Annotated in this window: 23 protein-coding genes and 1 pseudogene; 14 read left to right on the forward strand and 10 right to left on the reverse strand. The window is 69.8% G+C overall.

Annotated features, from left to right (window positions below; all coding sequences use genetic code 11):
• The coding region (locus ACFW6B_RS36275) for a zinc ribbon domain-containing protein (protein WP_386603186.1) at positions 1-203 on the forward strand (203 nt) is incomplete at its 5' end.
• Between the two features lie 271 nt (positions 204-474).
• Here the strand turns inward: ACFW6B_RS36275 and ACFW6B_RS36280 are convergent.
• Positions 475-927 carry a hypothetical protein gene (locus tag ACFW6B_RS36280; RefSeq protein ID WP_386603188.1) on the reverse strand — a complete coding sequence of 151 codons (453 nt, stop codon included), beginning with the start codon at positions 925-927 and terminating at the stop codon, positions 475-477.
• Positions 928-1,765: 838 nt separating this feature from the next.
• Here ACFW6B_RS36280 and ACFW6B_RS36285 point away from each other — a divergent pair.
• From ACFW6B_RS36285 to ACFW6B_RS36295, 3 genes and pseudogenes are all read left to right on the forward strand, one after another.
• Complete coding sequence (locus ACFW6B_RS36285) at positions 1,766-2,494, forward strand: SMI1/KNR4 family protein (protein ID WP_386603190.1); 729 nt, start codon at positions 1,766-1,768, stop codon at positions 2,492-2,494.
• A 324-nt stretch (positions 2,495-2,818) separates the two neighbouring features.
• Complete coding sequence (locus ACFW6B_RS36290; RefSeq protein WP_386603193.1) at positions 2,819-3,691, forward strand: tetratricopeptide repeat protein; 873 nt, start codon at positions 2,819-2,821, stop codon at positions 3,689-3,691.
• Between the two features lie 38 nt (positions 3,692-3,729).
• Positions 3,730-3,848: pseudogene (locus tag ACFW6B_RS36295) on the forward strand (transposase); the annotation flags it as partial.
• Here the strand turns inward: ACFW6B_RS36295 and ACFW6B_RS36300 are convergent.
• Positions 3,821-3,976, reverse strand: coding sequence for a hypothetical protein (locus ACFW6B_RS36300; protein ID WP_386603326.1), 156 nt, complete (start codon positions 3,974-3,976; stop codon positions 3,821-3,823). The pseudogene ACFW6B_RS36295 and the gene ACFW6B_RS36300 sit on opposite strands and share 28 nt — an antisense overlap.
• A gap of 59 nt (positions 3,977-4,035) precedes the next feature.
• Between ACFW6B_RS36300 and ACFW6B_RS36305 the strand changes: the two genes are divergently transcribed.
• A complete protein-coding gene (locus ACFW6B_RS36305; protein WP_386603195.1) occupies positions 4,036-4,863 on the forward strand; it encodes a hypothetical protein in 828 nt (275 codons plus the stop codon).
• A 153-nt stretch (positions 4,864-5,016) separates the two neighbouring features.
• On the opposite strand, the gene ACFW6B_RS36310 is transcribed toward ACFW6B_RS36305, so the two are convergent.
• Positions 5,017-6,483, reverse strand: coding sequence for a non-reducing end alpha-L-arabinofuranosidase family hydrolase (locus ACFW6B_RS36310; RefSeq protein ID WP_386603197.1), 1,467 nt, complete (start codon positions 6,481-6,483; stop codon positions 5,017-5,019).
• 719 nt (positions 6,484-7,202) lie between these two features.
• On the opposite strand from ACFW6B_RS36310, the gene ACFW6B_RS36315 reads away from it, so the two are divergent.
• Entirely contained in the window at positions 7,203-8,633 is a 1,431-nt protein-coding gene (locus ACFW6B_RS36315) for an endo-1,4-beta-xylanase (RefSeq protein WP_386603199.1), read from the forward strand.
• Between the two features lie 383 nt (positions 8,634-9,016).
• On the opposite strand, the gene ACFW6B_RS36320 is transcribed toward ACFW6B_RS36315, so the two are convergent.
• Positions 9,017-10,021, reverse strand: coding sequence for an NADP-dependent oxidoreductase (locus ACFW6B_RS36320; protein WP_386603202.1), 1,005 nt, complete (start codon positions 10,019-10,021; stop codon positions 9,017-9,019).
• Positions 10,022-10,372: 351 nt separating this feature from the next.
• Positions 10,373-11,059: an SDR family oxidoreductase gene (locus tag ACFW6B_RS36325; RefSeq protein ID WP_386603204.1), complete on the reverse strand. Its 687-nt coding sequence runs from the start codon at positions 11,057-11,059 to the stop codon at positions 10,373-10,375.
• 111 nt (positions 11,060-11,170) lie between these two features.
• Between ACFW6B_RS36325 and ACFW6B_RS36330 the strand changes: the two genes are divergently transcribed.
• Entirely contained in the window at positions 11,171-11,731 is a 561-nt protein-coding gene (locus ACFW6B_RS36330) for a TetR/AcrR family transcriptional regulator (protein WP_386603207.1), read from the forward strand.
• A gap of 240 nt (positions 11,732-11,971) precedes the next feature.
• Here ACFW6B_RS36330 and ACFW6B_RS36335 read toward each other — a convergent pair whose 3' ends face one another.
• A complete protein-coding gene (locus tag ACFW6B_RS36335) occupies positions 11,972-12,187 on the reverse strand; it encodes a hypothetical protein (protein WP_386603209.1) in 216 nt (71 codons plus the stop codon).
• 56 nt (positions 12,188-12,243) lie between these two features.
• Here ACFW6B_RS36335 and ACFW6B_RS36340 point away from each other — a divergent pair, with 56 nt between their 5' ends.
• Positions 12,244-12,786, forward strand: coding sequence for a hypothetical protein (locus ACFW6B_RS36340; RefSeq protein WP_386603211.1), 543 nt, complete (start codon positions 12,244-12,246; stop codon positions 12,784-12,786).
• Positions 12,787-12,984: 198 nt separating this feature from the next.
• Here ACFW6B_RS36340 and ACFW6B_RS36345 read toward each other — a convergent pair whose 3' ends face one another.
• Positions 12,985-13,401 carry a VOC family protein gene (locus tag ACFW6B_RS36345; RefSeq protein WP_386603213.1) on the reverse strand — a complete coding sequence of 139 codons (417 nt, stop codon included), beginning with the start codon at positions 13,399-13,401 and terminating at the stop codon, positions 12,985-12,987.
• A gap of 675 nt (positions 13,402-14,076) precedes the next feature.
• Here ACFW6B_RS36345 and ACFW6B_RS36350 point away from each other — a divergent pair.
• Together ACFW6B_RS36350 and ACFW6B_RS36355 are read left to right on the forward strand one after the other, a co-directional pair.
• Complete coding sequence (locus tag ACFW6B_RS36350) at positions 14,077-14,931, forward strand: CAP domain-containing protein (RefSeq protein ID WP_386603216.1); 855 nt, start codon at positions 14,077-14,079, stop codon at positions 14,929-14,931.
• Between the two features lie 364 nt (positions 14,932-15,295).
• A complete protein-coding gene (locus ACFW6B_RS36355; protein ID WP_386603218.1) occupies positions 15,296-15,631 on the forward strand; it encodes a hypothetical protein in 336 nt (111 codons plus the stop codon).
• Positions 15,632-15,859: 228 nt separating this feature from the next.
• Here the strand turns inward: ACFW6B_RS36355 and ACFW6B_RS36360 are convergent, their stop codons facing one another.
• Positions 15,860-16,858, reverse strand: a complete 999-nt coding sequence (locus ACFW6B_RS36360) for an NADP-dependent oxidoreductase (protein WP_386603318.1) — start codon at positions 16,856-16,858, stop codon at positions 15,860-15,862.
• A gap of 122 nt (positions 16,859-16,980) precedes the next feature.
• Here ACFW6B_RS36360 and ACFW6B_RS36365 point away from each other — a divergent pair, with 122 nt between their 5' ends.
• Positions 16,981-17,865, forward strand: a complete 885-nt coding sequence (locus ACFW6B_RS36365; protein ID WP_386603220.1) for a LysR family transcriptional regulator — start codon at positions 16,981-16,983, stop codon at positions 17,863-17,865.
• Between the two features lie 209 nt (positions 17,866-18,074).
• Here ACFW6B_RS36365 and ACFW6B_RS36370 read toward each other — a convergent pair whose 3' ends face one another.
• The gene (locus ACFW6B_RS36370; RefSeq protein ID WP_386603222.1) at positions 18,075-18,470 is read right to left on the reverse strand and encodes a cupin domain-containing protein; all 396 of its coding nucleotides are present in this window, start codon (positions 18,468-18,470) and stop codon (positions 18,075-18,077) included.
• 52 nt (positions 18,471-18,522) lie between these two features.
• Between ACFW6B_RS36370 and ACFW6B_RS36375 the strand changes: the two genes are divergently transcribed.
• Positions 18,523-19,515 (forward strand): helix-turn-helix domain-containing protein, encoded by a 993-nt coding sequence (locus ACFW6B_RS36375; RefSeq protein ID WP_386603225.1) that lies wholly within the window; start codon positions 18,523-18,525, stop codon positions 19,513-19,515.
• Positions 19,516-19,550: 35 nt separating this feature from the next.
• On the opposite strand, the gene ACFW6B_RS36380 is transcribed toward ACFW6B_RS36375, so the two are convergent.
• On the reverse strand, positions 19,551-20,282 hold the full coding sequence (locus tag ACFW6B_RS36380; RefSeq protein ID WP_386603227.1) for an FAD-dependent monooxygenase: 732 nt from the start codon (positions 20,280-20,282) through the stop codon (positions 19,551-19,553).
• Positions 20,283-20,312: 30 nt separating this feature from the next.
• Between ACFW6B_RS36380 and ACFW6B_RS36385 the strand changes: the two genes are divergently transcribed.
• Positions 20,313-20,459: a hypothetical protein gene (locus tag ACFW6B_RS36385; protein WP_386603230.1), complete on the forward strand. Its 147-nt coding sequence runs from the start codon at positions 20,313-20,315 to the stop codon at positions 20,457-20,459.
• 148 nt (positions 20,460-20,607) lie between these two features.
• A complete protein-coding gene (locus ACFW6B_RS36390) occupies positions 20,608-21,480 on the forward strand; it encodes an SDR family NAD(P)-dependent oxidoreductase (RefSeq protein ID WP_386603233.1) in 873 nt (290 codons plus the stop codon).
• The last annotated feature ends 1 nt before the right edge of the window (position 21,481 follow it).

The following is a 21,481-nucleotide window of genomic DNA, read 5'->3' on the forward strand; positions in this document are numbered from 1 at the left end:
GCGCCGGTCGGGAAGTGATCGCCGTGGACCCCCGCAACACCTCCCGGCGGTGCCCCGCATGCGGGCACACCGCCAAAGAGAACCGGCCCACCCAGGAGAAGTTCCACTGCCAGTCCTGCGGCCACACGGATCATGCGGACACAGTGGGAGCCATCAACGTTCTACGGGCCGGGCTGGTCCGTCGCGACGCCCACCAGGGTTAGCGAGAAGCCCCCACCTTCAGGTGGAGGAGGAGTCACGAAAATGGCCGGTGATTTCAAGGCACGGACGACAGTCCTGCGCACAGCCGCCAAGTCGATACCCGGCGACGACAACCAGGCCGGCGGCAGCATCCTGAAGAGCTACTGCGCCAAGAACCGCATCATCGACGGAATGGACGACGGCTTCATCGTGAAGATCGTCACCTGGCCTGCGCCGCGGCGGGAACAGCTCTGGACCGGCCGCTCCGCCACAGCCGGTTCAGGACTTGGCGGGTCAGAACCGCACGAGGTAGCGCTCCACGCCGTGGCCGGTTCCCTTGCCCTCCGACAGGGCCGCGGCCTCGGCCCGGCCGCCACAGTGGACACGGACGTGCCACGAACCGCCGGAATCCGCCAGCGTGATCAGGTCGTCCATACGGCCCGTGTGCATGGACCACACGGCTACCTGACCACTGGTCGACTCGAATTCGGCATCGGCGATCTCGTCCCAGTCGGCCCGGTCCTGCCGGGACGGAGGCCCGTCCCACACCTCGACGCTGACCGTGGCGGTGTGGGTATGGCCACCGCTGGTGATGTCCAGACGTCCCGGATGAGTACTGAGGAACGCATGCCGGTCGAAGTCGTCGGGGAAGGGAACCGGCAGGTCCGCATCGTCGGACTCCTGCAGCCCGAAAGCATGGAAGCCCACGTACGCGTCCACATCCTGCTGCCGCACGAGCTCCGCCACGAGCACCCCTTCGACGCGACAGACGGCCGGTCCCTGCCTCGATCGTAAGTCGACCTGGCTGTGGGCTTGATGTCCCTCGGAGGATGCGCACGGCACCTGCGCTCGCCTCGGTCGCGGATCACAGAAGCGAGGCCGAAGTACCGTCCGGGTTCGCGGCCGGCGCAGGCCAGGCCATCACACCTCCCGTCCCGTCCGGACGGGAGAAACTGACCGGACGACGGCTTTCCGTGCGGAGCGTGTCGGTTCACCACGCATCCCTGAGCCCGTCTGCATCGCGCTGGCCTGTTCGACGATCTGGTTGAAGAACAGGACTCCGGCAGCGGCCGCTGCCGCGCCGGCGGTGACCGCCACCGGCCGGGGGTTCGCGGCCAGAACGGTCAGCAGACCGGCACCGAAGCCGACACCGATGCGGCCAGCAGGAAGAACACGGCAGAGCGCTGCTTGAGCATCGGCCTGCTCTCGTCGGGTTCGCGCGAGTTCGTGCCGGCCATCTGGTGTTCCTCGCGGGCCGGTAACGCGTGGGCATGTGCGCCAGGCCTCGTCCGGCAACTCTCCGGACTGGAGGGGTGTGCGACGGCACCACGGAGCAACCCGGCTGCCTTGAACGCCGGGCATGTGATGCGGTTACGGGCGCGGTACGTGCCGCGCCCCTTCTACCCGGCCTGATTCAAGGACGCTGTGCTCATCGCGGACGGGACGCTCGTTCCCACCCGCGACCGCTTTGTGGCGCAGCAGCCGAAGACATTTCACGCCGCCGACGGGTCAAGTCGGGCCCGTTGGCCGACCCCAGGTGAGCGTTGCCCCCGCGTGGTCGCCCGTCGGGCGACGCGGTAGCGTCATGGACATGATGGACGGTCCTGATGTGTCGGTGGCTCTGGAGGGCGGGGTGACCGACCGCTCGCAGGCCTGGGGCTTCGTGCGCTGGTTCAGTGATGAGTGGACCGGCCGTCCTCTGCGGCCCGAGGACGGTTGTGCCGCGGACGAGCTGACGGCTGCGGAGAGTGTTCTCGGCTTCGGGCTTCCCGCGGCCTTGCGCGAGGGATACGCGCTCTTGGGCCGCCGGGACGACCTGACCCGGCAGCAGGACCCCTTGGTCCCGCCGGCCGGGCTCCATGTCGATGACGCCCTTGGCGGAGTCCTGGTTTTCCGCCGCGAGAACCAGGACTGTGCGGCATGGGGGATTCCCCTCACCGCGATCGAGCAGGACGACCCTCCGGTGGTGGTGGAGTCACACCGGGGTTGGATTCCGTTCCTCGACCGGATGTCCCTGGCATGGGTCGAGTTGGTGCTGAGCGAATCGCTCTTCGCTGTCGGCGGCCTGTACGACGCCTGCGAGTTGCCGGACGCCCTGGTGCCCGGCCTCCAGGCCCGCTACGCCCGCATCGACCTGCCCGACCATCCGATGTGGGCGGGTGAAGAGGACTCACCCGTGCGCTGGTATGCGGCTCCTGGCCGATTGCTGCGCCGGGACGGCTTGCAGGATCACTGCTGGGTCCATGCGCGCGGTCACGCGGTCGCCGATCTTGAGATCATCCACGCGGACCTCCCCGCCTCTTGGGTGGGCTGACCTCTTTGACGCGGTTCCGACTGCGCCGTGGACGGCCGTGAGGCCAAGGTGGCGGGGCCGGCGAAGGCGTGTTCGGTGCCGTAGAGCGTGCCGGCTCGCGGGCAGCGGCAGAGGCAGCCGAGGAGCTTGTCGAACCGGATGGATCAGCGGACTCCACGGCGGCAAGCCATGCCCGAGACGACTCGGAGATCTTTTACGGGACAGCCCATAGGCTGCCACCATGATCGCTGATGACCTCGAAGGGGCGAACCGGAGGCGGCCTGGGAGGTCGTCTCCCCGTACGCGGAGACCGGGTGGTGGAAGGCCGTCGAGGCGGCCGCCGGGGTGCTGGAGGCCCTGGGACGGGCGACGGAGGCCATCGCACTGGTACGGGCACAGGCGGACGGCGGCAATCGGGTGGCGAGGCCGGTGCTGGCCGGTCTGCTGGCCCGGAACGGACGCGTCGACGAGGCCATCGAGTCGCTCCGCCCCGACGTGGACGACGCGTTCCTGCTGCGGGCGCTCGTCGAGACCACGGAGGGCCACGGACGGGACGCGGAGGTCGCCGCGCTGATCAGGCCCTTGGTCGAGAACGAGACGCGCTGCTGGAAACGGGAGCCGCTCATCCAGCTGAGCCGGGTCCTGGAACGGCAGGGCCGCGCGGACGAGGCCGTCGCACTGCTGCGCCCCCGTGCCGCGGACGCGCCGAACACCGCCGCCGGGAGCCTGGTGCATGTCCTTGCCCGGAACGGGAGGGCCGAGGAGGCGATCGAGGCCGCCCTGCCGCTGCTGGAGGACCGGGAGTCCGACTGGCTGCTGGCCTCCCTCACGCAGATGTTCGCCGACCAGGGCCGGGCCGAGGCCGCGCTCGGCCTGGTCGACCACAAGATCCGGAACGCCGACACCCAGGAGCGGGAGACCCTGATCCCCTACCGCGTCTGGCTGCTCGAAGAAATGGGCCGGCTGGAGGAGGCACTGGCGCAGGCCCGGGCGATCGTCGACGACGTGTACTCCTTGCGGGCCCGCAATGTGGCGAGTGTGCTGGAGAAAGCGGGCCGACCGGACGAGGCCATCACCGTCCTCCGAGGATCCACGGACAGGACCGACCGCCTCGACCTGGCCCACCTCCTCATCCGGCAGGGGCGCCCGGACGAGGCCGTCGAGCTGTTCCGCCCGACCGGCACGCCCGGCGACGAGCCGCCGCACAAGGACTCCTGAACCTTCGTCTCCCAGGCCGCGTCCGACAACGGGATCTCGTGGTGGGCCGAGGTGAGCCGACGGCTGCGGTGGGGGAGCCAACAGTCCCGCTGCGCCTGGGGCCGACGGTCGTGGGCGGCCGCGGCGGGATCACCGGCAGGTGGTGAACGGGGTGTCGTAACGGTTGCGGACCGGGGCGCCCTGCCGGGACCCCGGACCCGTCTGCCGCAGCACGTCCGGGTCGAGGACGATGCGGAGAAAGCGGTGGAGCGGACGGTGTCGGTGGGCTGGGAAGGCCTTGGGCATGCCGCAGATGATGACGAACCGAACCCTCAAGACACCGTCGGCCTCATATGATCATGCTCATGACTGTCACGCCTTCCGTTCCAGTGCTGCGCGGCAGCGGGGGTGCCGTCCTCCGCCACGACGGGGCGGCGCTGACCCTGCGCCGTGCGGAGGACGAAATACGCATCCCCCTGGAAGCTGTCCAGGACGTCGTGACGAGCGGGCGGACCGTCACCGTCGAGCTACGGATGCCGCAGGGCGCCCAGGCTGTCGTGCATCGGGTGGAGGGCGTCAGCGAGGCCGCGGCAGGCATGTTCGCCACAGCAGTGAACGCTGCCGTGGCCCGACTCCCCGAGTCCGACCCGTCCCTCGACGGGGCCGCACTCGTGACCACCCGCTCCCTCGCCGACCCGCACGCCCCCGGCGTCCGGGGCAGGTTCCTCGCAACGGGCCTGCTCATGGCCGTGTTCAGCCCCGGTCTCGCGGCGCTCGTCGCCGGCAGCGTGATCGTCGTCGTCCGCGGGAGACCGCTCGGTCTCCTGGTCATTCTGGTGCTGGGCGTCGTGGGACTGCTCCTGAACGCGGTTTGCGTCGCCCTGACGGCACAGGCCAAGAACATGTGGCACCTGCCCCGGCGCGGCATCACGGTGCAGGCGGGATTCACCTCCCGCGGCAAGACGACACGGGTGTACGAATACACGGACCAGCACGGCGAGACCCACACCTTCAACACGTCACGGGGCACCACCCATGTCGAGATCGCCTATGACCCGCGTCATCCCCACATCGCGGTCGGCGTCTTCCCCGTCGTCGTGCGCCTGCTGATGACGCTCGCGACCCTGCTCTCGTGGTGTGCCGCCATTGCGTGGTTCGCCCTGATGATCTTCGCGGCCATCGACGGCGTGTGACCGAGACCGCGCGGGCGGGTGAGGTGACCCGGGCCGTTCGGATCATGGCGTGGCGGGGCCCGGCCAAACCCCCCCCCCCCCCCCCCCCCGCCCCCCCGGCCCCCCCCCCCCCCCCACGCCGGCTCCCCCTCGGAGCCGGACCGCGTCCTGCCGTCAGCGCTGCAGGGTCAGCAGACCCGGACGGTAGGGCAGGAGGCCGTAGTCGCCGCCGGAGTTGGGGCTGCGCCCCTGGTAGAGCAACTGCAGATTGCAGGGATCGACGGTCATGGTCTGATCGGCGCTGGTGCGGATCAGTTCGCCGTGGCTGATGTCGTTGGTCCAGGTGGCGCCACTGTTGGCCTTGCCGGCGAAGGGATTGCTCTCGGTCGCGGCCTGGGGTGTCCAGGAGCCGTTCAGACCGGTGGCCGTGAACGAGCGGAAGTACCGGCCCTGCGAGCCGATCGCCTCGACGATCATGAGGTAGCGGTTCTGGCCCCGCAGCTTGTAGACCTGCGGAGCTTCGAACAGGTTGTTCGTCGTATCGCTCATGATCACTGTCGAGGTGGAGCCGAAGCTGCCCGGGAAGTTCCCGATCGGCATGCCGGCCCGGTAGATCTTGCCGTTGTCGCCGGCGAAGAACAGGTACATGTTCGTGCCGTCACCGATGAGCGTCTGGTCGATGGGACCCGTTCCGGAGCCGGAGATGCTTCCGGAGAAGAGCACCTGCTCGGACGACCAGCCGTTCGGGTTGGTGGGGTCGCTCGACGTCCGGTAGGAGAAGGCGGTCCCGCCCCACTGGTAGGCGAGCACCCAGACGTTCTTCGGTGCGAAGTAGAAGAGCGTGGGTGCGACGGCCGGGTCGGACATCGTGTTCTGGCCGGCCGAGGCCATCTCCGACCAGTCGGTGAACGGGCCGAAGTTCATCGAACCCCACCTCGTCCCCGTGTCGTGCGTGGTGGCGTAGACGAGTTGTCTGCCGTTGTAGGGGACGACGGTGAAGTCCTTGAGCGAGACCCACCCCTGCTTGGGCTGCGCCAGCGCGCCCGTCGACGCCCAGCGGTAGGCCGACGGGAGATCACACGAGCCGGGGGTGCCGGCGCCGACCTTGACGAGCTGCCACTGCTGGTTGGTGCCGCCCCAGTCGTCGTACTGGACGATGTTCGCGTTGTCGGCGGTGGAGGCGCCCTGTACTTCGAGGGCCTTGTTGCTGTGACGCGAGATGAGCCTCACGTAGCCGTCCGAGCTGTCGGCCAGCCGCCACTGCTGGTTGGTGCCGTTCAGGTCGGTCCACTGGACGATCGAGCCGCCGTTCGCGGTGGACCAGTTGTAGACGTCCAGTGCCTTGCCCGAGTGGCGGGACTTGATGCGGTAGTAGCCGTCTCCGGAATCGACGAACTGCCACTGCTGCTGGTTCTGGTCGTTCCTGGTCCACTGGGTGATGCGGGCACCGTCGTCGGTCGCCATGTTGTAGACGTCCAGGGCTTTGCCGCTGTTGCGGTTGACCAGCACGTACGAGGCGTTGGGGTCTACGGTCGCGGCCTCGGCGGGCTGGGCGCCGAGGAAGGTGGCCAGCAGCAGCAAGGGCGCAAGGACGCCGAGTAAGCGTCTTGGGCGGACCGGGGACGGGTGGCGAAGCCACATCAGAGGGCCTCCTTGGGGGGTGGGGTACCGCCGATGAACCGCGGAGCGGCAGCCATGCCGGGGGCAGGAGATTCGAAAGTTTCGCTGTGATCTCGGATCTGTGACGCCACAAGCTAGGAAGGCAGGGCCCTCCGGTCAAGGTCTGCCGTCAATCTGTCCGCAAACAGTTCCTCCCTCGGGGCACGACAAGCCCTGGCGTCGACGGGAAACTCCCAGGTGGTTCGCGATGGCGGCTCGCCGGTCCAGGGTCCGCCCGCCTTGACGGAGCTTCGAAAGTTTCGAGATAGGATCGGAAACTTTTCTGTCGAGAGGATTGACGAGTCATCGTCAAGCCTCAATCATCTGTCTGGTGAACCGGCCGTGGGCCGGTATATCGAACAAGGCAGGTCCTGGACAGACTGTGCCGCACCGCAGAGCCGCGCACGGCTGCCCGACGGATCCGCGCGCCAAAACGCCTGCGCCACCCCGCTTTTCGTCCCGGTGAGGCTCGCACCGACGCATCCCGGCTCTCCACGCGATCGGAGAGGGACGCGACGGCACGTGACGGCCTCCCGGCTGAGCCGCGATGGAGTACCCCCGTGCCTGTGCTGAAAGACCGCTGCCGCCCGGCGTACGTCACCCGGCGGCCGACCGGGCCCGCCCGTGCCGGTTCGGATCCCCCCGGGTCCCATGACCGCGGCGTCCGGTGATCCCGTCATTCCTACCTTGGAGGCACAGCCATGGGCTCATACGCCCTTCCCGAACCCGTTGTCCGGCGGAAGGTCCGCGTTCTGCTGCTGGCGCTGGTCGCCGGTGTCCTGGGTGTGGTCGCCGCACTGGTCGCGCCGCCGCCCGCTCAGGCCGCCGAGAGCACGCTCGGCGCCGCCGCGGCGCAGAGCGGCCGCTACTTCGGCGTCGCCATCGCCGCGAACAGGCTGAGCGACTCGACGTACGCGACGATCGCGGCCCGTGAGTTCAACTCGGTGACGGCCGAGAACGAGATGAAGATCGACGCCACCGAACCGCAGCGGGGCCAGTTCAGCTTCACCGCCGCCGACCGCGTCTACAACTGGGCGGTACAGAACGGCAAGAAGGTGCGCGGCCACACCCTGGCCTGGCACTCCCAGCAGCCCGGCTGGATGCAGAGCCTCAGCGGCAGCGCGCTGCGCCAGGCGATGACCGACCACATCAACGGCGTGATGAGCCACTACAAGGGCAAGATCGCGCAGTGGGACGTCGTGAACGAGGCCTTCGCCGACGGAAGTTCGGGAGCCCGGCGCGACTCCAACCTGCAGCGCACCGGCAACGACTGGATCGAGGTCGCCTTCCGCACCGCGCGCGCCGCCGACCCGTCCGCCAAGCTCTGCTACAACGACTACAACGTCGAGGACTGGACCTGGGCCAAGACCCAGGCCATGTACGCCATGGTGCGGGACTTCAAGCAGCGCGGCGTGCCGATCGACTGCGTCGGCTTCCAGTCGCACTTCAACAGCGGCAGCCCCTACAACAGCAACTTCCGTACCACCCTGCAGAACTTCGCCGCCCTCGGCGTCGACGTGGCCGTCACCGAACTCGACATCCAGGGCGCCTCGGCCTCGACCTACGCAGGCGTGGTCAACGACTGCCTGGCCGTCTCGCGCTGCCTCGGCGTCACCGTCTGGGGTGTGCGCGACAGCGACTCCTGGCGATCGGAGCACACGCCGCTGCTGTTCAACAACGACGGCAGCAAGAAGTCTGCCTACACCGCCGTCCTCAACGCACTCAACGGCGGCTCCACCACACCGCCCGCGGACGGCGGAACGATCAAGGGCGTCGGTTCGGGCCGCTGCCTGGACGTGCCCAGCGGCAGCACCACCGACGGCACCCAGGTCCAGCTGTGGGACTGCCACAGCGGCACCAACCAGCAGTGGACGTACACCGACGCCGGTGAGCTCAGGGTCTACGGCAACAAGTGCCTGGACGCCGCCGGCACCGGCAACGGCGCCAAGGTCCAGATCTACGGCTGCTGGGGCGGCGACAACCAGAAGTGGCGCCTCAACTCCGACGGATCCGTTGTCGGCGTCCAGTCCGGCCTCTGCCTCGACGCCGTCGGAGGCGGCACCGCCAACGGCACCCTGGTCCAGCTCTACTCCTGCTCGAACAGCAACAACCAACGCTGGACCCGCACCTGACCGGGCCCGCACGAAGACATCGCCGATGATCGCGAGGGTCGCCGCCACCATGGCGGCGACCCTCGCGAACGGCACGGCCCGGTCCGGCGGGGGCGTCACGACGGTCCGGTTCCGTGAGCTGCACCCCACCAGCGTCCGACCCGCCCTCTGGGCCGCGGCGCACGTATGCCTCGACGACCCGGGAGCGGTGGCCAGGTGCCGTCCAGGTGTCTGCGTCGGCCGTGAGCGGGCAGGCGGACCCGGTGCACCGCGACCGCGGCCAGGCCCTCGCGCTGCCGGTGCCGTCCGGAACGGTGACCATCGACGCCCCACCGGACGGCAAGCGGGATCACAACCCTCCTCTGCACCCCGTGACCTGCGAAAGGAGGATGTGACACAGCTCTTCAGGGCATCGCGACGACGACCTTGCCGGCCTTGGCGAGGCCCTTCTCGACGTACTCCAGGGCTTGTGGGGTCTGATCGAACGGGAAGACGCTGTCGACGACGGGACGGATCTTCCCGGTCTCGACGAGCGGCGTGAGTTCGCGCAACTGGTCGCCGCTGGCCTTCATGAACAGGAACGAGTACGTCACGTCGCGGCGCTTGGCGCTGCGCCGGATCTTGAAGCTCAGCGCGTTCATCAGCTGTCGCACGATCGCGTTCGCTCCCAGCTCGCGGGCGAAGGCCGCGTCGGGGGGCCCCGCGATGCTGATGACCTTCCCGCCGGGCTTGAGTACCCGCAGGGACTTCTCGAGCGTCTCGCCGCCCAGGGTGTCCAGGACGACGTCGTAGCCGTCGAGGACCGTCTCGAAGGCCTGCTGCTTGTAGTCGACGACGACATCCGCGCCGAGTTCCTTCACCAGGCCGAGCTTGGCGGTGCTCGCGGTGGTGGCCACGTGCGCGCCCAACTGCTTCGCCAGCTGGATGGCGATGGTGCCGACGCCTCCGGCGCCCGCGTGGATGAGGACCTTCTGGCCCGGCCGTACCTGTGCCCGCTCGACCAGCGCCTGCCACGAGGTCAGAGCGACCAGGGGAAGGGAGGCGGCCTGCGCCATGGTGAGGGTGGCGGGCTTGATCGCCACGTCGTCCTGGTGGACGGCGATGAGTTCGGCGAAGGTGCCGATGCGGTCCTTGTCGGGCCGCGCGTAGACCTCGTCGCCCACCGCGAACCGCGTGACGGCCGCTCCCACCTCGACCACCACGCCGGCGAGGTCGTTGCCGAGGACGAGCGGGAGGCGATACGGCAGGACCGACTTGAAGGCACCGTCGCGGAGCTTGAGGTCCAGCGGGTTGATGCTCGCCGCGTGGATGCGGACCAGGACGTCGTCGCTGCCCACCTGCGGGTCGGGCATCTCACCGGCCTGCACGTCGGCCTTGTCGCCGTACCGCTCGATCATGAAGGTCTTCATCGTCTTCTTCCGTTTCTCGTCCCCGGGGGGTGGGGGGACACGATCTGTGTTGGTCCTGGGCTTCTCCCGGAACGCGTCGCCTGGGCGTGTCAGGCCACCGGTGCGGCCGGAGCGGGACGAGGAAGCCGGAGTCGCCTTCGGGCATGCCGCCCGGGGATCCGGTGATCGCCTCGTGGGGAACCGCGAGCGGCACCGTGCCGAGTCCGCCGGACGGGCGAACTGCTGCGGCGTCAGGCGGACGTCGAGAGCGCCCAGGTGGCCGTCGAACCGGGTGAGGCCGCGCGGATTGCGCCTTGGGTGTCCCTGCTCAAGAACACCCGTACAGGGGGAGGCGGTACGGCGGGGCCTGCCTCACGACACGTGCGGCGACGTGGCCAGGCTCTGCCGGACGTGTCGGGTCAGCTCGTCCGCGAGGATCTCGGGCAGGCCCCCCGCGACGCCGTCCAGGGCCTGCGCGGCCACATCGGCGGGGTCGGTCTTGTGCTCGGCGGGAACGCCCGCCGCCATGTCGGTGTCCATGTATCCGACGTGCAGTGCCGAGACGCTGATCCCGCGGGGTGCCAGTTCCTCCCGGGCCGCGTCGGTCAGCGCCCATGCGGCGGCCTTGGCGGCGGCGTAGGACCCGAGGCCGGCCGGGTGCAGCCAGGAGAGGACCGACAGGACGTTGAGCACGGCGCCGCCGCCGTTGCCCTCGATGACCGGGGCGAACGTCCGCGTCACGGCGAGCGGGCCGAAGAAGTTCGTCTCCATCTCCAGACGCACCGCGTCCGGGCCGCCCGAGATCAGCGGCGTGGCGGTGGAGATGCCCGCGTTGTTCACCAGCAGCGTCGTGTCGGACGCGGTGCGGGCCGCGGCCCGGATCGACTCCTCGTCGGTCACGTCCAGCCACAGCGGGGTGACGCCGGGCAGGTCCACCGACTCGGGGCGGCGGGCCGCCGCGTACACCTTCGCCCCGCGCTCCACGAGCTGGGCGGCCAGATGCCGCCCGAGCCCCCGGTTGGCGCCGGTGACCACCGCAACCGCGTCCTTCAGTTCCATGCCCGCTCCTGGTGATGCGGGTGCCCAGCAGCTCCCGCAATTAGATGATGACCGCAATCTAAACTGGAGTCTAGGATAGATTGCAGCCGACATCCAAACGGGAGGTGGCCCATGGGTCGCGTATCACAGGCGCAAGCGCAGGAGAACCGCCGACGGGTCGTGGAGACCGCGTCCCGCCTGTTCCGGGAACAGGGCACCCACGTCAGCGTCTCCGACCTCATGAAGGCGTCCGGCCTCACCCACGGCGGCTTCTACAAGCAGTTCGCCTCCAAGGAGGCACTCATCGACGAAGCCACCACCCACGCGTTCGACGAACTCACCCGGTTCCGCGATGACGGACTCGAGCGGCACGCCGGACAGCGCGCCGCCGCCCAGCGGGCGCTCATCGACACCTATCTCTCCGTCGAGCACCGCGACGGCGCGGCGCACGGGTGCCCCGCCGCCGCACTCGCCTCCGACATGGCACGCGACCCCGCAGACCACGAGGCCCGCCGTGTCTACACCGAGGGAGTGCGCGACTTCGCCGACTGGCTCGCCACCGAGGACCAGGACGGCATCACCCGGCTGTGCACCATGCTCGGCGCACTCGTCCTGGCCCGGGCCACCAAGGGCTCCCCGCTCTCCGAGGAGATCCTCACCACCGCGCACGCGGCACTGACAGCGACGGCGTGATCGGAGACATGTCCCCAGGGGCGGCACTCCGCAGCGGGTACCGCCCGGCGGTACCCGCGGGCACCTGCCCGGTGGGGGAGGGCGGGGGCCGGTGGGGGAGGCGGGGTGCTCGCAGACCTCGCCGAACCCGGACAGCGCGACTCCCCGTTCCTTTTCCGGGGCGGGGAAGAACTGTTCGGCCTGGGGGGCCGGTGGGTGGTCCGCCAGGTGCAGCCGGGCTGTCGGCGAGGGCTCGGCGGATCATGCGTCGCCCGAGGTCCTGGAGGTGAGGAGACCGGGTTCGCGGGCCGCTCCACTCCCGGGAGCGTAGACCCCCGCAGTCGGCGGGGCCGGCTCCAGGGCGGCGAACTCCCCGGCCGCGGCCCGTGGCCGGATCTGCCCGCCGACCTCACCGCCGAGTTCGAGGCCGACCTGGACGACATCCGGCGCCCGGCCGAGGCGGCCGCCCGGCGACATGCGTGACCGCCGCCCTCCCGCCGCGCCCACGCAGGGTCCCTGCCTAGACTCCGACCATGATCGAGATCCTCGGCAACCCGGACGTGCTGACCCGACCGCACCTGGACCTCGCGACCGTCGAAATGGGCGGCATAGGCCTGGGTTCGGCGGCTGCCGACGTCCCGCGCCATGACATCGTCGAGGTCCTGTCCCCCGTGGTCGCCCGGTACCGCGGGGGAGCCGGCGACGAGGGCGAGTACCGCGACCACGGCGGGCGGCGTCTGACCTTCGACGAAGTCCTCGATCACACGGTCCGGGCCGACGGATTCCTGCACCGCGCCGACAAGGTGAGCTACAAGATCCACGCGGGGACGGTCGTCGGCTTCGCGCTCTACGGCGAAGACCACCACCTGTCCCACTTCGCCGGCCTGGCCTCGTACGAGGCGTTCCTGGCCGCGTTCGGCACGCCCGACCGGGTGCGCGAGGACGAGGCGTACGGCGACCTCATGGGATACGACCTCTACTACTGGGGCGCGCGGAAGCACGTGCGCTGGGACGCCTGGGACAACCGGGTGTGCCTGATCAACCTCGGCGACTTCGAGGGGAACGCGGGCCCGTGACCGGAGGCGCCGGATCCGGGTGACGTGTCGACGCCTGACGCCGTGCGTGCTGTGCGGTGCCGTGCCCGTTCGGACCGCCTCAACCACCCGCGTTACCGCGCATCGCGGCGTCCGGCGGGATCGGGCCACGGAAGCGCCCTGATCCGGGCCGGATGAACCCGCTGTTCCGGCGCTTGCCCGGAATGCCGATGCCGACCTCTAACCCTTGGGACCCATCGTCTGGTTGGGCGGCGCCAGGGTGCGCAGGACGTCGAACTCGTTGCCCTCGGGGTCGGTCATGACGACCCAGTTCCGGCCAGGACCCTGGCCCACGTCCACCTTGGCGGCGCCGAGGTCGAGCAGCCTGGCCACTTCGTCCTCGGTGCTGCCGTCGATCGGGCTGACGTCGAGGTGGAGCCGGTTCTTCACGCTCTTGCCCTCGGGCACCCGGATGAAGACCAGGGTGGGCGGCATCTGGCGGGCCCGGACCTCCTCGGCGGTCGGCTCCCAGGAACCGATCTCGACCTTGCCCTCGCTCCGGTCGATCACCTTGAAGTCCAGGACCGCGCACCAGAAGGCCGCGAGCCGCTCCGGATCGTGGCAGTCGACGACCAACTCGGTGAACCTACTGGTCATTACTCCCCCAGATGATGCGGACAGGGGCTCAGCCTATGGGGCCGTACCACCCCTCTGGCCCGGAATCACCATGATCACCAGCCCTTGGAATCGATCGTCCAGCCCGCTCCGGAAGCGGCGAGAGGAGCTCCGCCGCCACTTACTGCAGGGGTCGGGCTGCCTGGTGTCGAGCGGACCCTGGACGAGGGAGTCTGGGCCCGCGGCCGCTTCCCCGATGAGGCCGCCGCCTGACCGCCCCCCCGTACGCCGGGCAGCGAAAGGGTTGCGGGGAAAGTCGGTGACATCCCTCACGTGCCCGGTCCCCATCAACGTGCCGCGATAGTACGCGGCATGTGGCCGATATAAGCGCATCTGGCATATGGAAGCAGACATACACGGCATCTCGGCCGGGGTGGCCGGCCCGGGTCACCGGCCTCGAGCCGCCGGACCGCCTCTGCCGTCCTTCTGACGGAGTGTGAGGCGCCGTCGGCGTCCGGCGCGGCGGCCCCGCACAATCCCGGGCCGGATTCAAGGGTGCTCTCGCCTACTAGCCGAGGTAGTGGAAGGCGCCGTTGTCGTGCCCTCCCGCGGCTTTTAACAATGACGGCCCGCAAGGCGTCCCCGCAGGTCAAGCGCAGTGTTGTGCGAAACCGAGCCCGCCGGAGGCGCAAGGAGAGTCGATCGAACGAGGTCCGCATGAGGAACCACCGGAAGCACGGCAGGAAGACGCGTCGCCGGTCCATAGCCGTCGCCGTCCTGGCGATGAGCGCGGTGGCGGTGCCGTCGGCCGCCATGGCGTGCATGGGCGACGAAGGAACCGAGGCCACCGCCGCCACGTCCAGCAGCCCCAGGAAGGACGGGAGGAAGGCGTCCTGGGACGGACACCGGACGGACGGGAGGAAGGCGTCCTGGCACGGGCACCGGGGGCGGGACGTCCGGACCGCGAAGCCCACGGCGACGGCTTCGCCCTCGGCCTCGCCGACGACCTCTCCCAGGACTGCGGCGCCCGCCCCGAAGAAGCCCGAGGCGCCCGTCTCGAAGGCGACCACCCAGGCCGCCCCGACGAGGACCGCCGCCGCGCCGAAGCCGACCGCCGTGCCCCCCTCGACGACGACCGCCGCACCGAAGCCGTCCACCACCACGGCCCCCGCCGCAGGCACGGCGACCCCCGCGTCCGCCGCCGTCGCCCGCGTGGTCGCCCTGGTCAACAGCGAGCGCGCCAAGGCCGGTTGCTCCCCGGTCGCCCTGAACGCGAAGCTCTCGCAGGCAGCCCAGGCCCACAGCGCGGACATGGCGAGCCACAACGCCATGTCGCACACCGGTTCCGACGGGTCCGACCCGGGACAGCGGATCACGCGCGCGGGCTACCTCTGGAGCACCTACGGCGAGAACGTCGCGTACGGGTACTCCACGCCCGAGCAGGTCATGGCGGGCTGGATGGCCAGTGCCGGCCACAAGCGCAACATCCTGGACTGCGGCTTCAAGGAGATCGGTGTGGGGGTGGCGCAGCCCGGCGACTACTGGACGCAGGACTTCGGCACGGCCCGCTGACGCTCACGGGGCCCACGCCCGTCACGGCCCGCCGACCATCACGCCGACCGCGGCCGCTCCGCTCGCTCCGGAGCGGCCGGCGTGGGTGCCGTTCTGTCCAGGGCGCAGGTACTGCGCGAGTCCGGGCCACCGAAGAAGAAGCAGACGTGAGGGCCCTGATGGCGGGCACCGAAGAAACCCGGCTGGTCGTGGTCCGCGGCAACAACGCCTGACAGAACGGGTCCTGCGGGCTGACCTGCAGAGATCCTGGTTCGCCGTCGGCGACGAATCGCGTCAGGGGTTGCTCCAGCATTTCCAGGAACTGCTGCAGGCTGTCGGCTACCTTGTCGAGTTCCGGTTCGTCCAGTGATGCCGTCCGCGTTCGATGAACCGACCCATCAGGGCCCGCGACGTAGGACAGGCCGCCGCCGTTCGAGCCGATGGCCACCATCTGGTCCGCGCCGGCATCGACAGCGCCGTGCTCCTGGAGTCGCAGAAGGACGCCCCCTGCCGAGTCGAGGAAGTAGCCGTTGCCGACGTCCGCCCAGGTGACCTCGCCGATGCTGTCGTAGAAGGTGACCAGGTCAGCCGGGACGAGGCCCGCTCGGGCAAGCGCGCGAGCTGCGGTTTGATCGTCGCGGTCGGCCGGCCGGACCTCGATGTCGGCCCGCCGTTCCCACCGGATCCGAGGACCTGGACGGGCGGACTCTGCACTGGCTGAGGCGCAGTGCGTTGACACACGACGCGGAGAACGGCACGTTCACGCCGACGCGACTGCAGGGATCCCCGTCGGGCCACCGCCGCGCGTCCGGCGACCGGGCCGGGACCCCCTGTCCGGGCGTCGTGAAGGTCCAGGCGGCGTCTTCGGGCAGGACCGTTTCCAGCCCGGGCACGTTCAGCTCGTCCAGGGCGTGGGCGTACTTCGCCACCGCCTGCCGGAGTTCGGCGATCACGAGGCCACCTTCAGCACGATCTTGCCTTGGATGTGGCCCTGCGCGGCTCGCGTGTGTGCGCTGGCCGCTTCGGACAGCGGGTAGGTGCTGTCCACACCGACCTGGAGCTTGCCCTCGTCGAGCAGGCGCCCGATCCCGGCGAGCTGGGGGCCGTTGGAACGTACCTGAATGTTCGAGACGGTGATGTCCAGACGCGCCGTCTCCTCCGGGTCGTACTGGGCGAAGAACACCGGAAGCATGGTGCCGCCGCGCTTGAGCACGGTCAGGAAGCGTGAGCCGTCCGGGCCGCCGACGGTGTCGATCACCAGGTCGACGCCGCTGACCACGTCCGTGGCCTGTGTCGTGGTGTAGTCGATGAACTCATCCGCGCCGAGCTTGCGCAGGAACTGCTCGTGCCGGCTCGAAGCCACCGCGATGACGTGTGCCCCCTTCCATTTCGCCAGCTGCACCGCGAAGTGGCCCACTCCACCGGCGGCCCCGTTGACCAGCACGGTCATCCCCGGCGTGATCGGCACCGGCCGGTGCACCTGGCCGGTGAAAGGAGACGGCACGTCGTGGCCGAGATCAATCAGGTACTGCCAGGCCGTCAGCACGGCCATCGGCGCCCCGGCCGCCTGTACGTGGTCGATACCGGCCGGCTTGTGAGCCAGGTCAGAAGCCGGAGCGGCCACGTACTCGGCGTACGTCCGGCCGTCGAATCCGGGGAACCGCAGCATGCCGAAGACCTCGTCACCGACGGCGAACCCCAGCACGTCCGGAGCGACCGCCTTCACCACGCCCGACATGTCCGTTCCGGGGATCAAGGGGAACTCCAGCGCCGGCCTCATCTCGGCCGGCATGACCTTCATCCCCTCACGCAGGTACCAGTCCGGCGGGTTGATGCCCGCCGCGTGCACCCGGACGAGCACCTCGCCCGGGCCGATCCCGGGAACCGGCACCTCGTCGTACCGCAGAACTTCCGGCCCGCCCGCTTCGTGGAACTGGATCGCCTTCATCATGCCTGTCGCTTTCTCGGGGAAACGTTGCTCCTTCAGTCAAGGCCCGGGACGGCAGGGCCGTCCAAGACCGGTTCGGCAACCCGATCATTCCGAAACGGCATGACGCATATCCTGCAAGGGTGAACGATCTCGGACAGGACCTGGAACTGCGGCTCGTGCGCTACTTCACCGTGGTGGCGGCGCACCAGCACTTCGGCCGGGCCGCCGCCGACCTGCACGTGGCCCAGCCGGCGCTGAGCCGCCAGATCCAACGGCTCGAGAAATATCTCGGCACACGACTGCTGGACCGCACCCCCCAGGGCACCCGGCTCACTCCGGCCGGCCAGACATTCCTCCCCCGGGCCCAAGACCTGCTGCAGGCCGCCCGCCAGGCCGAGCTGGCCGTGCGTGAACAAACCCAGACCGAACGAATCGCCATCGGCTACGTCGAAGACCTGGTGATCACTGCCGCCGTACGGGAACTGCGCCGCCGTCACCCCGACGCCGAGATCGCCACCCGGCATCTGAACTGCCGCGACGTCGGGGCACTGTCCGACAAGCGCGTCGACGCCCTGATCGCACGGGTCCCGCTGCCCTTCGCCGCCGACGACGTGTCCACCACCCCGCTGTACGAGGAGCCCCGGATGCTCGTGGTCCCGCGCGGCCATCCCCTGGCCGCCCGCGCGTCGGTGACCGTGGAAGAACTGGCCGGCGAGGAGGCGGCGCCGTGCGCGTTCGAGACCGCGGACTGGACCTCCTACCGGATCCTCGGGGCCGATGTGCCGCTGATCGAGAGTTACGAGGACAAGCTCGAACTCGTCGCGAGTGGCAGGGCGATCGCCGTGCTACCGGTCGGCGATCGGCGTAGCTCACTGCGTCCCGACCTCGTCACCGTCCCCATCGAGGGCGCTCCCCCCAGCCGGGTCGTCCTGGTCAGCCGCAAGGGCGACCCGAATCCGATGATCAGGAATCTCCGGCTGGCCGCCAAGGCCGTCCTGACCGCCCCGGCGTCATGCCCGTCCTGAGCAACCGACTCGTGAACATGAGCAGGGTCGCATGGCGTGAACACCGCTTCGTCCAGCTCTTTTTCTTCCTCGCAGTCGCGGGCGGAGTGCTGGTTTCCATCGCCTGACTGGTGGCCTGGTCGACCACCACCCGGGAGCGGATCACGGTTCCGGAGGCTGGCCACGGTGGGCTGACGCCATGGGCGGTGGCGTGTCCGGAGCCTGCCGGGTCAGGTGCTGAGTGCGTGTCCGGTCGTCGAGTCGACGTGCTCTGGGATCTCGTCGTGGCGATCGCCCACGGTCGGTGTCCCGGTGGGCTCGAACATGAGGATCGCGGCACCGGACGGAGCGTACGGCTTGTGCTCTGTGCCTCGGGGAACGGTGAAGACCGCCCCCTGGGGGAGCAGGACCGTGCGCTCCCCGTCGGGCTCGCGCAGGCAGATGCGCAGCTCGCCGTCGAGTACTAGGAAGAACTCGTCGGTGTCGTCGTGGACGTGCCAGATGTGTTCGCCCTCGACCTTGGCGATGCGGACGTCATAGTCGTTGACGCGCGTGACTATGCGGGGGCTCCACAAGGCATCGAAGGAGGCCAGAGCCTTGCTGAGGGGGATGGGTTCGCTGCTCATGTGATCATCCTGAGCCGTTTCGCCTGACCGCCGTGAGTGCTAGGAATTGCACATGGCGAAAGAATCCTCGCACGCAGCTCACGCGGCGGGCGTACACCGGGTCGTCGTGATCGTGGACGAGAACTCGAACCCCTTCGAGCTCGGCTGCGCGACCGAGGTCTTCGGTCTGCGCAGACCGGAGATCGGCCGTGATCTCTACGACTTCAGGCTCTGCTCCCCGGAGCCCCGCATCCTGATGCGTGACGGATTCTTCACGCTCACGGGAGTCGCCGGCCTGGAAGCGGCCGACTCGGCGGACACCTTGATCGTCCCCAACCGGCCGGACACCGAAGTGCCCCGCCGTCCCGCGGTGCTCGATGCCGTCCGCCGGGCACACGCCCGCGGTGCGCGCCTGGTCGGCTTCTGCAGCGGCGCCTTCACACTGGCTGAGGCCGGAGTCCTCGACGGGCGCCGGGCCACCGCGCACTGGCAGTGGGCGGATTCCTTCCGGGCCCGCTTCCCCTCTGTCCAGCTCGAAGCAGACGTGCTGTTCGTGGATGACGGTGACATCCTCACCGCGGCAGGCAGTGCAGCTGCGCTCGATCTCGGGCTGCATGTGGTCCGCCGCGACTACGGCGCGGAGGTCGCCAACTCCGTGAGCCGGCGGCTGGTCTTCGCGGCGCACCGGGACGGTGGGCAGCGGCAGTTCGTGGAGCGTCCCATGCCCGACCTGCCGGGCGAGTCCTTGGCGCCTGTTCTGGCCTGGGCCCAGGAACGGCTGGACTCACCGCTCACCGTGTCCGGCCTCGCGGCGTGCGCGGCGGTCAGTCCGGCGACGCTGCATCGCCGCTTCCAGGCGCAACTGGGCACGACACCGCTGGCGTGGCTGACGGGGGAACGGCTTGCCCTGGCGTGCCGGTTGATCGAGCGAGGTGAGTCCCGCTTCGAGGTGGTCGCGCGACGCAGCGGGCTTGGCACCGCTGCCAATCTGCGCGCGCTGATGCGCCGCGAGACCGGCATCACACCGTCGGCGTACAAGCGCCGGTTCGGGCCGGAGACGAACTGACGGCGGGCATCCCCTGCCGGCGAACCACGTGTGCTTCATCGTCTGCTGTCGCCGGGTCCGGTGCTTGGCCGGGTCGTGCCTCTGCGGGGGTGTCCGGGGTGCCGAGCAGTGTTCGCACGGGCCCTCCTCGGGGCTGCACGGGTTCGGGAAAGGGGCATCGGGCCGGGCATGTGTGCCGGTGGCGGGATGCGACGGCGGTCTACGGCTGCCGGGGCCGGGAGCAGTCCGGCAGGGAGGCGGCGTTCTTCGCCTGCGGGCGCCGGTTCCGCGCCGGCGCCCGACGCGGGGGACGCGCACCAGGCGGAGTCCCCGACCAGCGCGACGCGGCCGTTGTGCCAGGAGCCCGTCCTGACCTGGCCCAGGGCGTCGAAGTGGAACTCCGGGTCGGCGAGGGCCGAGCCGAGGAGTTCCCGGATCCGCCATGACCTGTCTCCGGCGAACCGCTTGCTGATCAGGCGTTTGTGCTCCGCGACGTCTTTGTGGTCGTACTCCAGCGGCGCGGAGTGGAACATGAAGTAGGCCTTGGCCTGGGCGTGATTCCCGGAACGGTAGATCCCGGCCATGCGGCCCGGGGTGTTGAACATCGTCACCCAGCGGACCTCGCCGAGGGAGGCGTCGGCATCGGCGAAGGCGAAGTAGTGATCCTTGAAGCGGACGAACCGTTCCTCCGCTCCGAAGGCGAGCCGGCGGACGGCGGAGTGCGTCCCGTCGGCGCCGACGACCAGGTGGAAGCGGCGGCTGGGCGCCCGTTCGAAGGTGACGAGCACGCCGTCACCGTCCTGCTCCTGAGTGGCGGCGTGCTGCTGATGTCCTGCTGGATCGGCCCGCTCACCACGTTCACCGCCGTGGCCGTCCCCGTCGTCACCGCCTACGCAGCCCCCGGCGTCGCCCGTCGCCTGGCCCTGCACCGCGCCCTCCGCCAACTCCTGCGCACCCTGCCCTGATGGCGCTGCTTGAAAAACGGCCATCGGCCGTTCGGGAGTGACCCGCACCTGCTCGATGGATCTTCCCGCCAGCAGACCGTCTGAGGCTGCCTTCCGAGCCTGAGCGCGGCTTGCTTTCAAGCGCGCTCGAAGCTTTAGCGTCGAGGTCATGACCACGACGAACGAGACGAAGACATGGATCATCACGGGCGCGAGTTCGGGCCTCGGCCTGGCGCTCGCCGAGGCGGCACTCGCGGCCGGCGAGCATGTGACCGGAACCGCGCGACGGGCCGACCGGTTCGACGGGCTCAAGGCGCGGTACGGGGATCGGCTCCTCGTCATCGAGCACGATGTGCGTGACACGGCGGGAGCTGCCGCGGTCGTGCAGCGGGCGCTGGAGGTGTTCGGGCGCGTCGACGTGCTCGTCAACAATGCCGGTGCCGGACAGGTCGGCGCCGCCGAAGAGATCACGGATGCCGCGCTGCGGGCCATGCTCGAGCAGCATCTGTTCGGCCCGGCCGCCTATGTGCGTGCCGTGCTGCCCCACCTGCGCGAGCGTCGCTCGGGTGCGATCGTGCAGATGAGCAGCCAGGGCGGGCGGATGTCGTTCCCCGCCGTCGGCAGCTACTCGGCCGGCAAGTTCGCGCTCGAGGGCTGGTCGGAGGCGCTCGCGGGCGAGGTCGCACCGTTCGGCATCCGCGTCCTGATCGTCGAGCCCAGTCGCTTCCGCACCGCGTTCAACGCAGCCGACGTGCTCAACACGGCGCAGCAGAGCTCGGTCTACGACGAGGCCGTCGGTGCCGTGCGTGCGAACATGGCCGAGGCCGACGGCATCCAGGAGGGCGACCCGGCACGCGCCGCCCGGGTGATCCGCGACATGCTCGACACCCCCGACGCGCCGCTCCGGCTCCCGCTCGGTGCCGAGGCGGTCCGCAATCTCACCCGCGTCTACCGTGGTGCTCTCGACGACGTCGAGAAATGGGCGCCTGTCAGCGAGTCGGCGGACTTCCCGGGCATGCCGCCCGCGGTGCGCGCGTTCTGAT

Origin of the sequence: Streptomyces sp. NPDC058751, from assembly GCF_042746485.1 — a bacterium.
GTDB lineage: Bacteria > Actinomycetota > Actinomycetes > Streptomycetales > Streptomycetaceae > Streptomyces.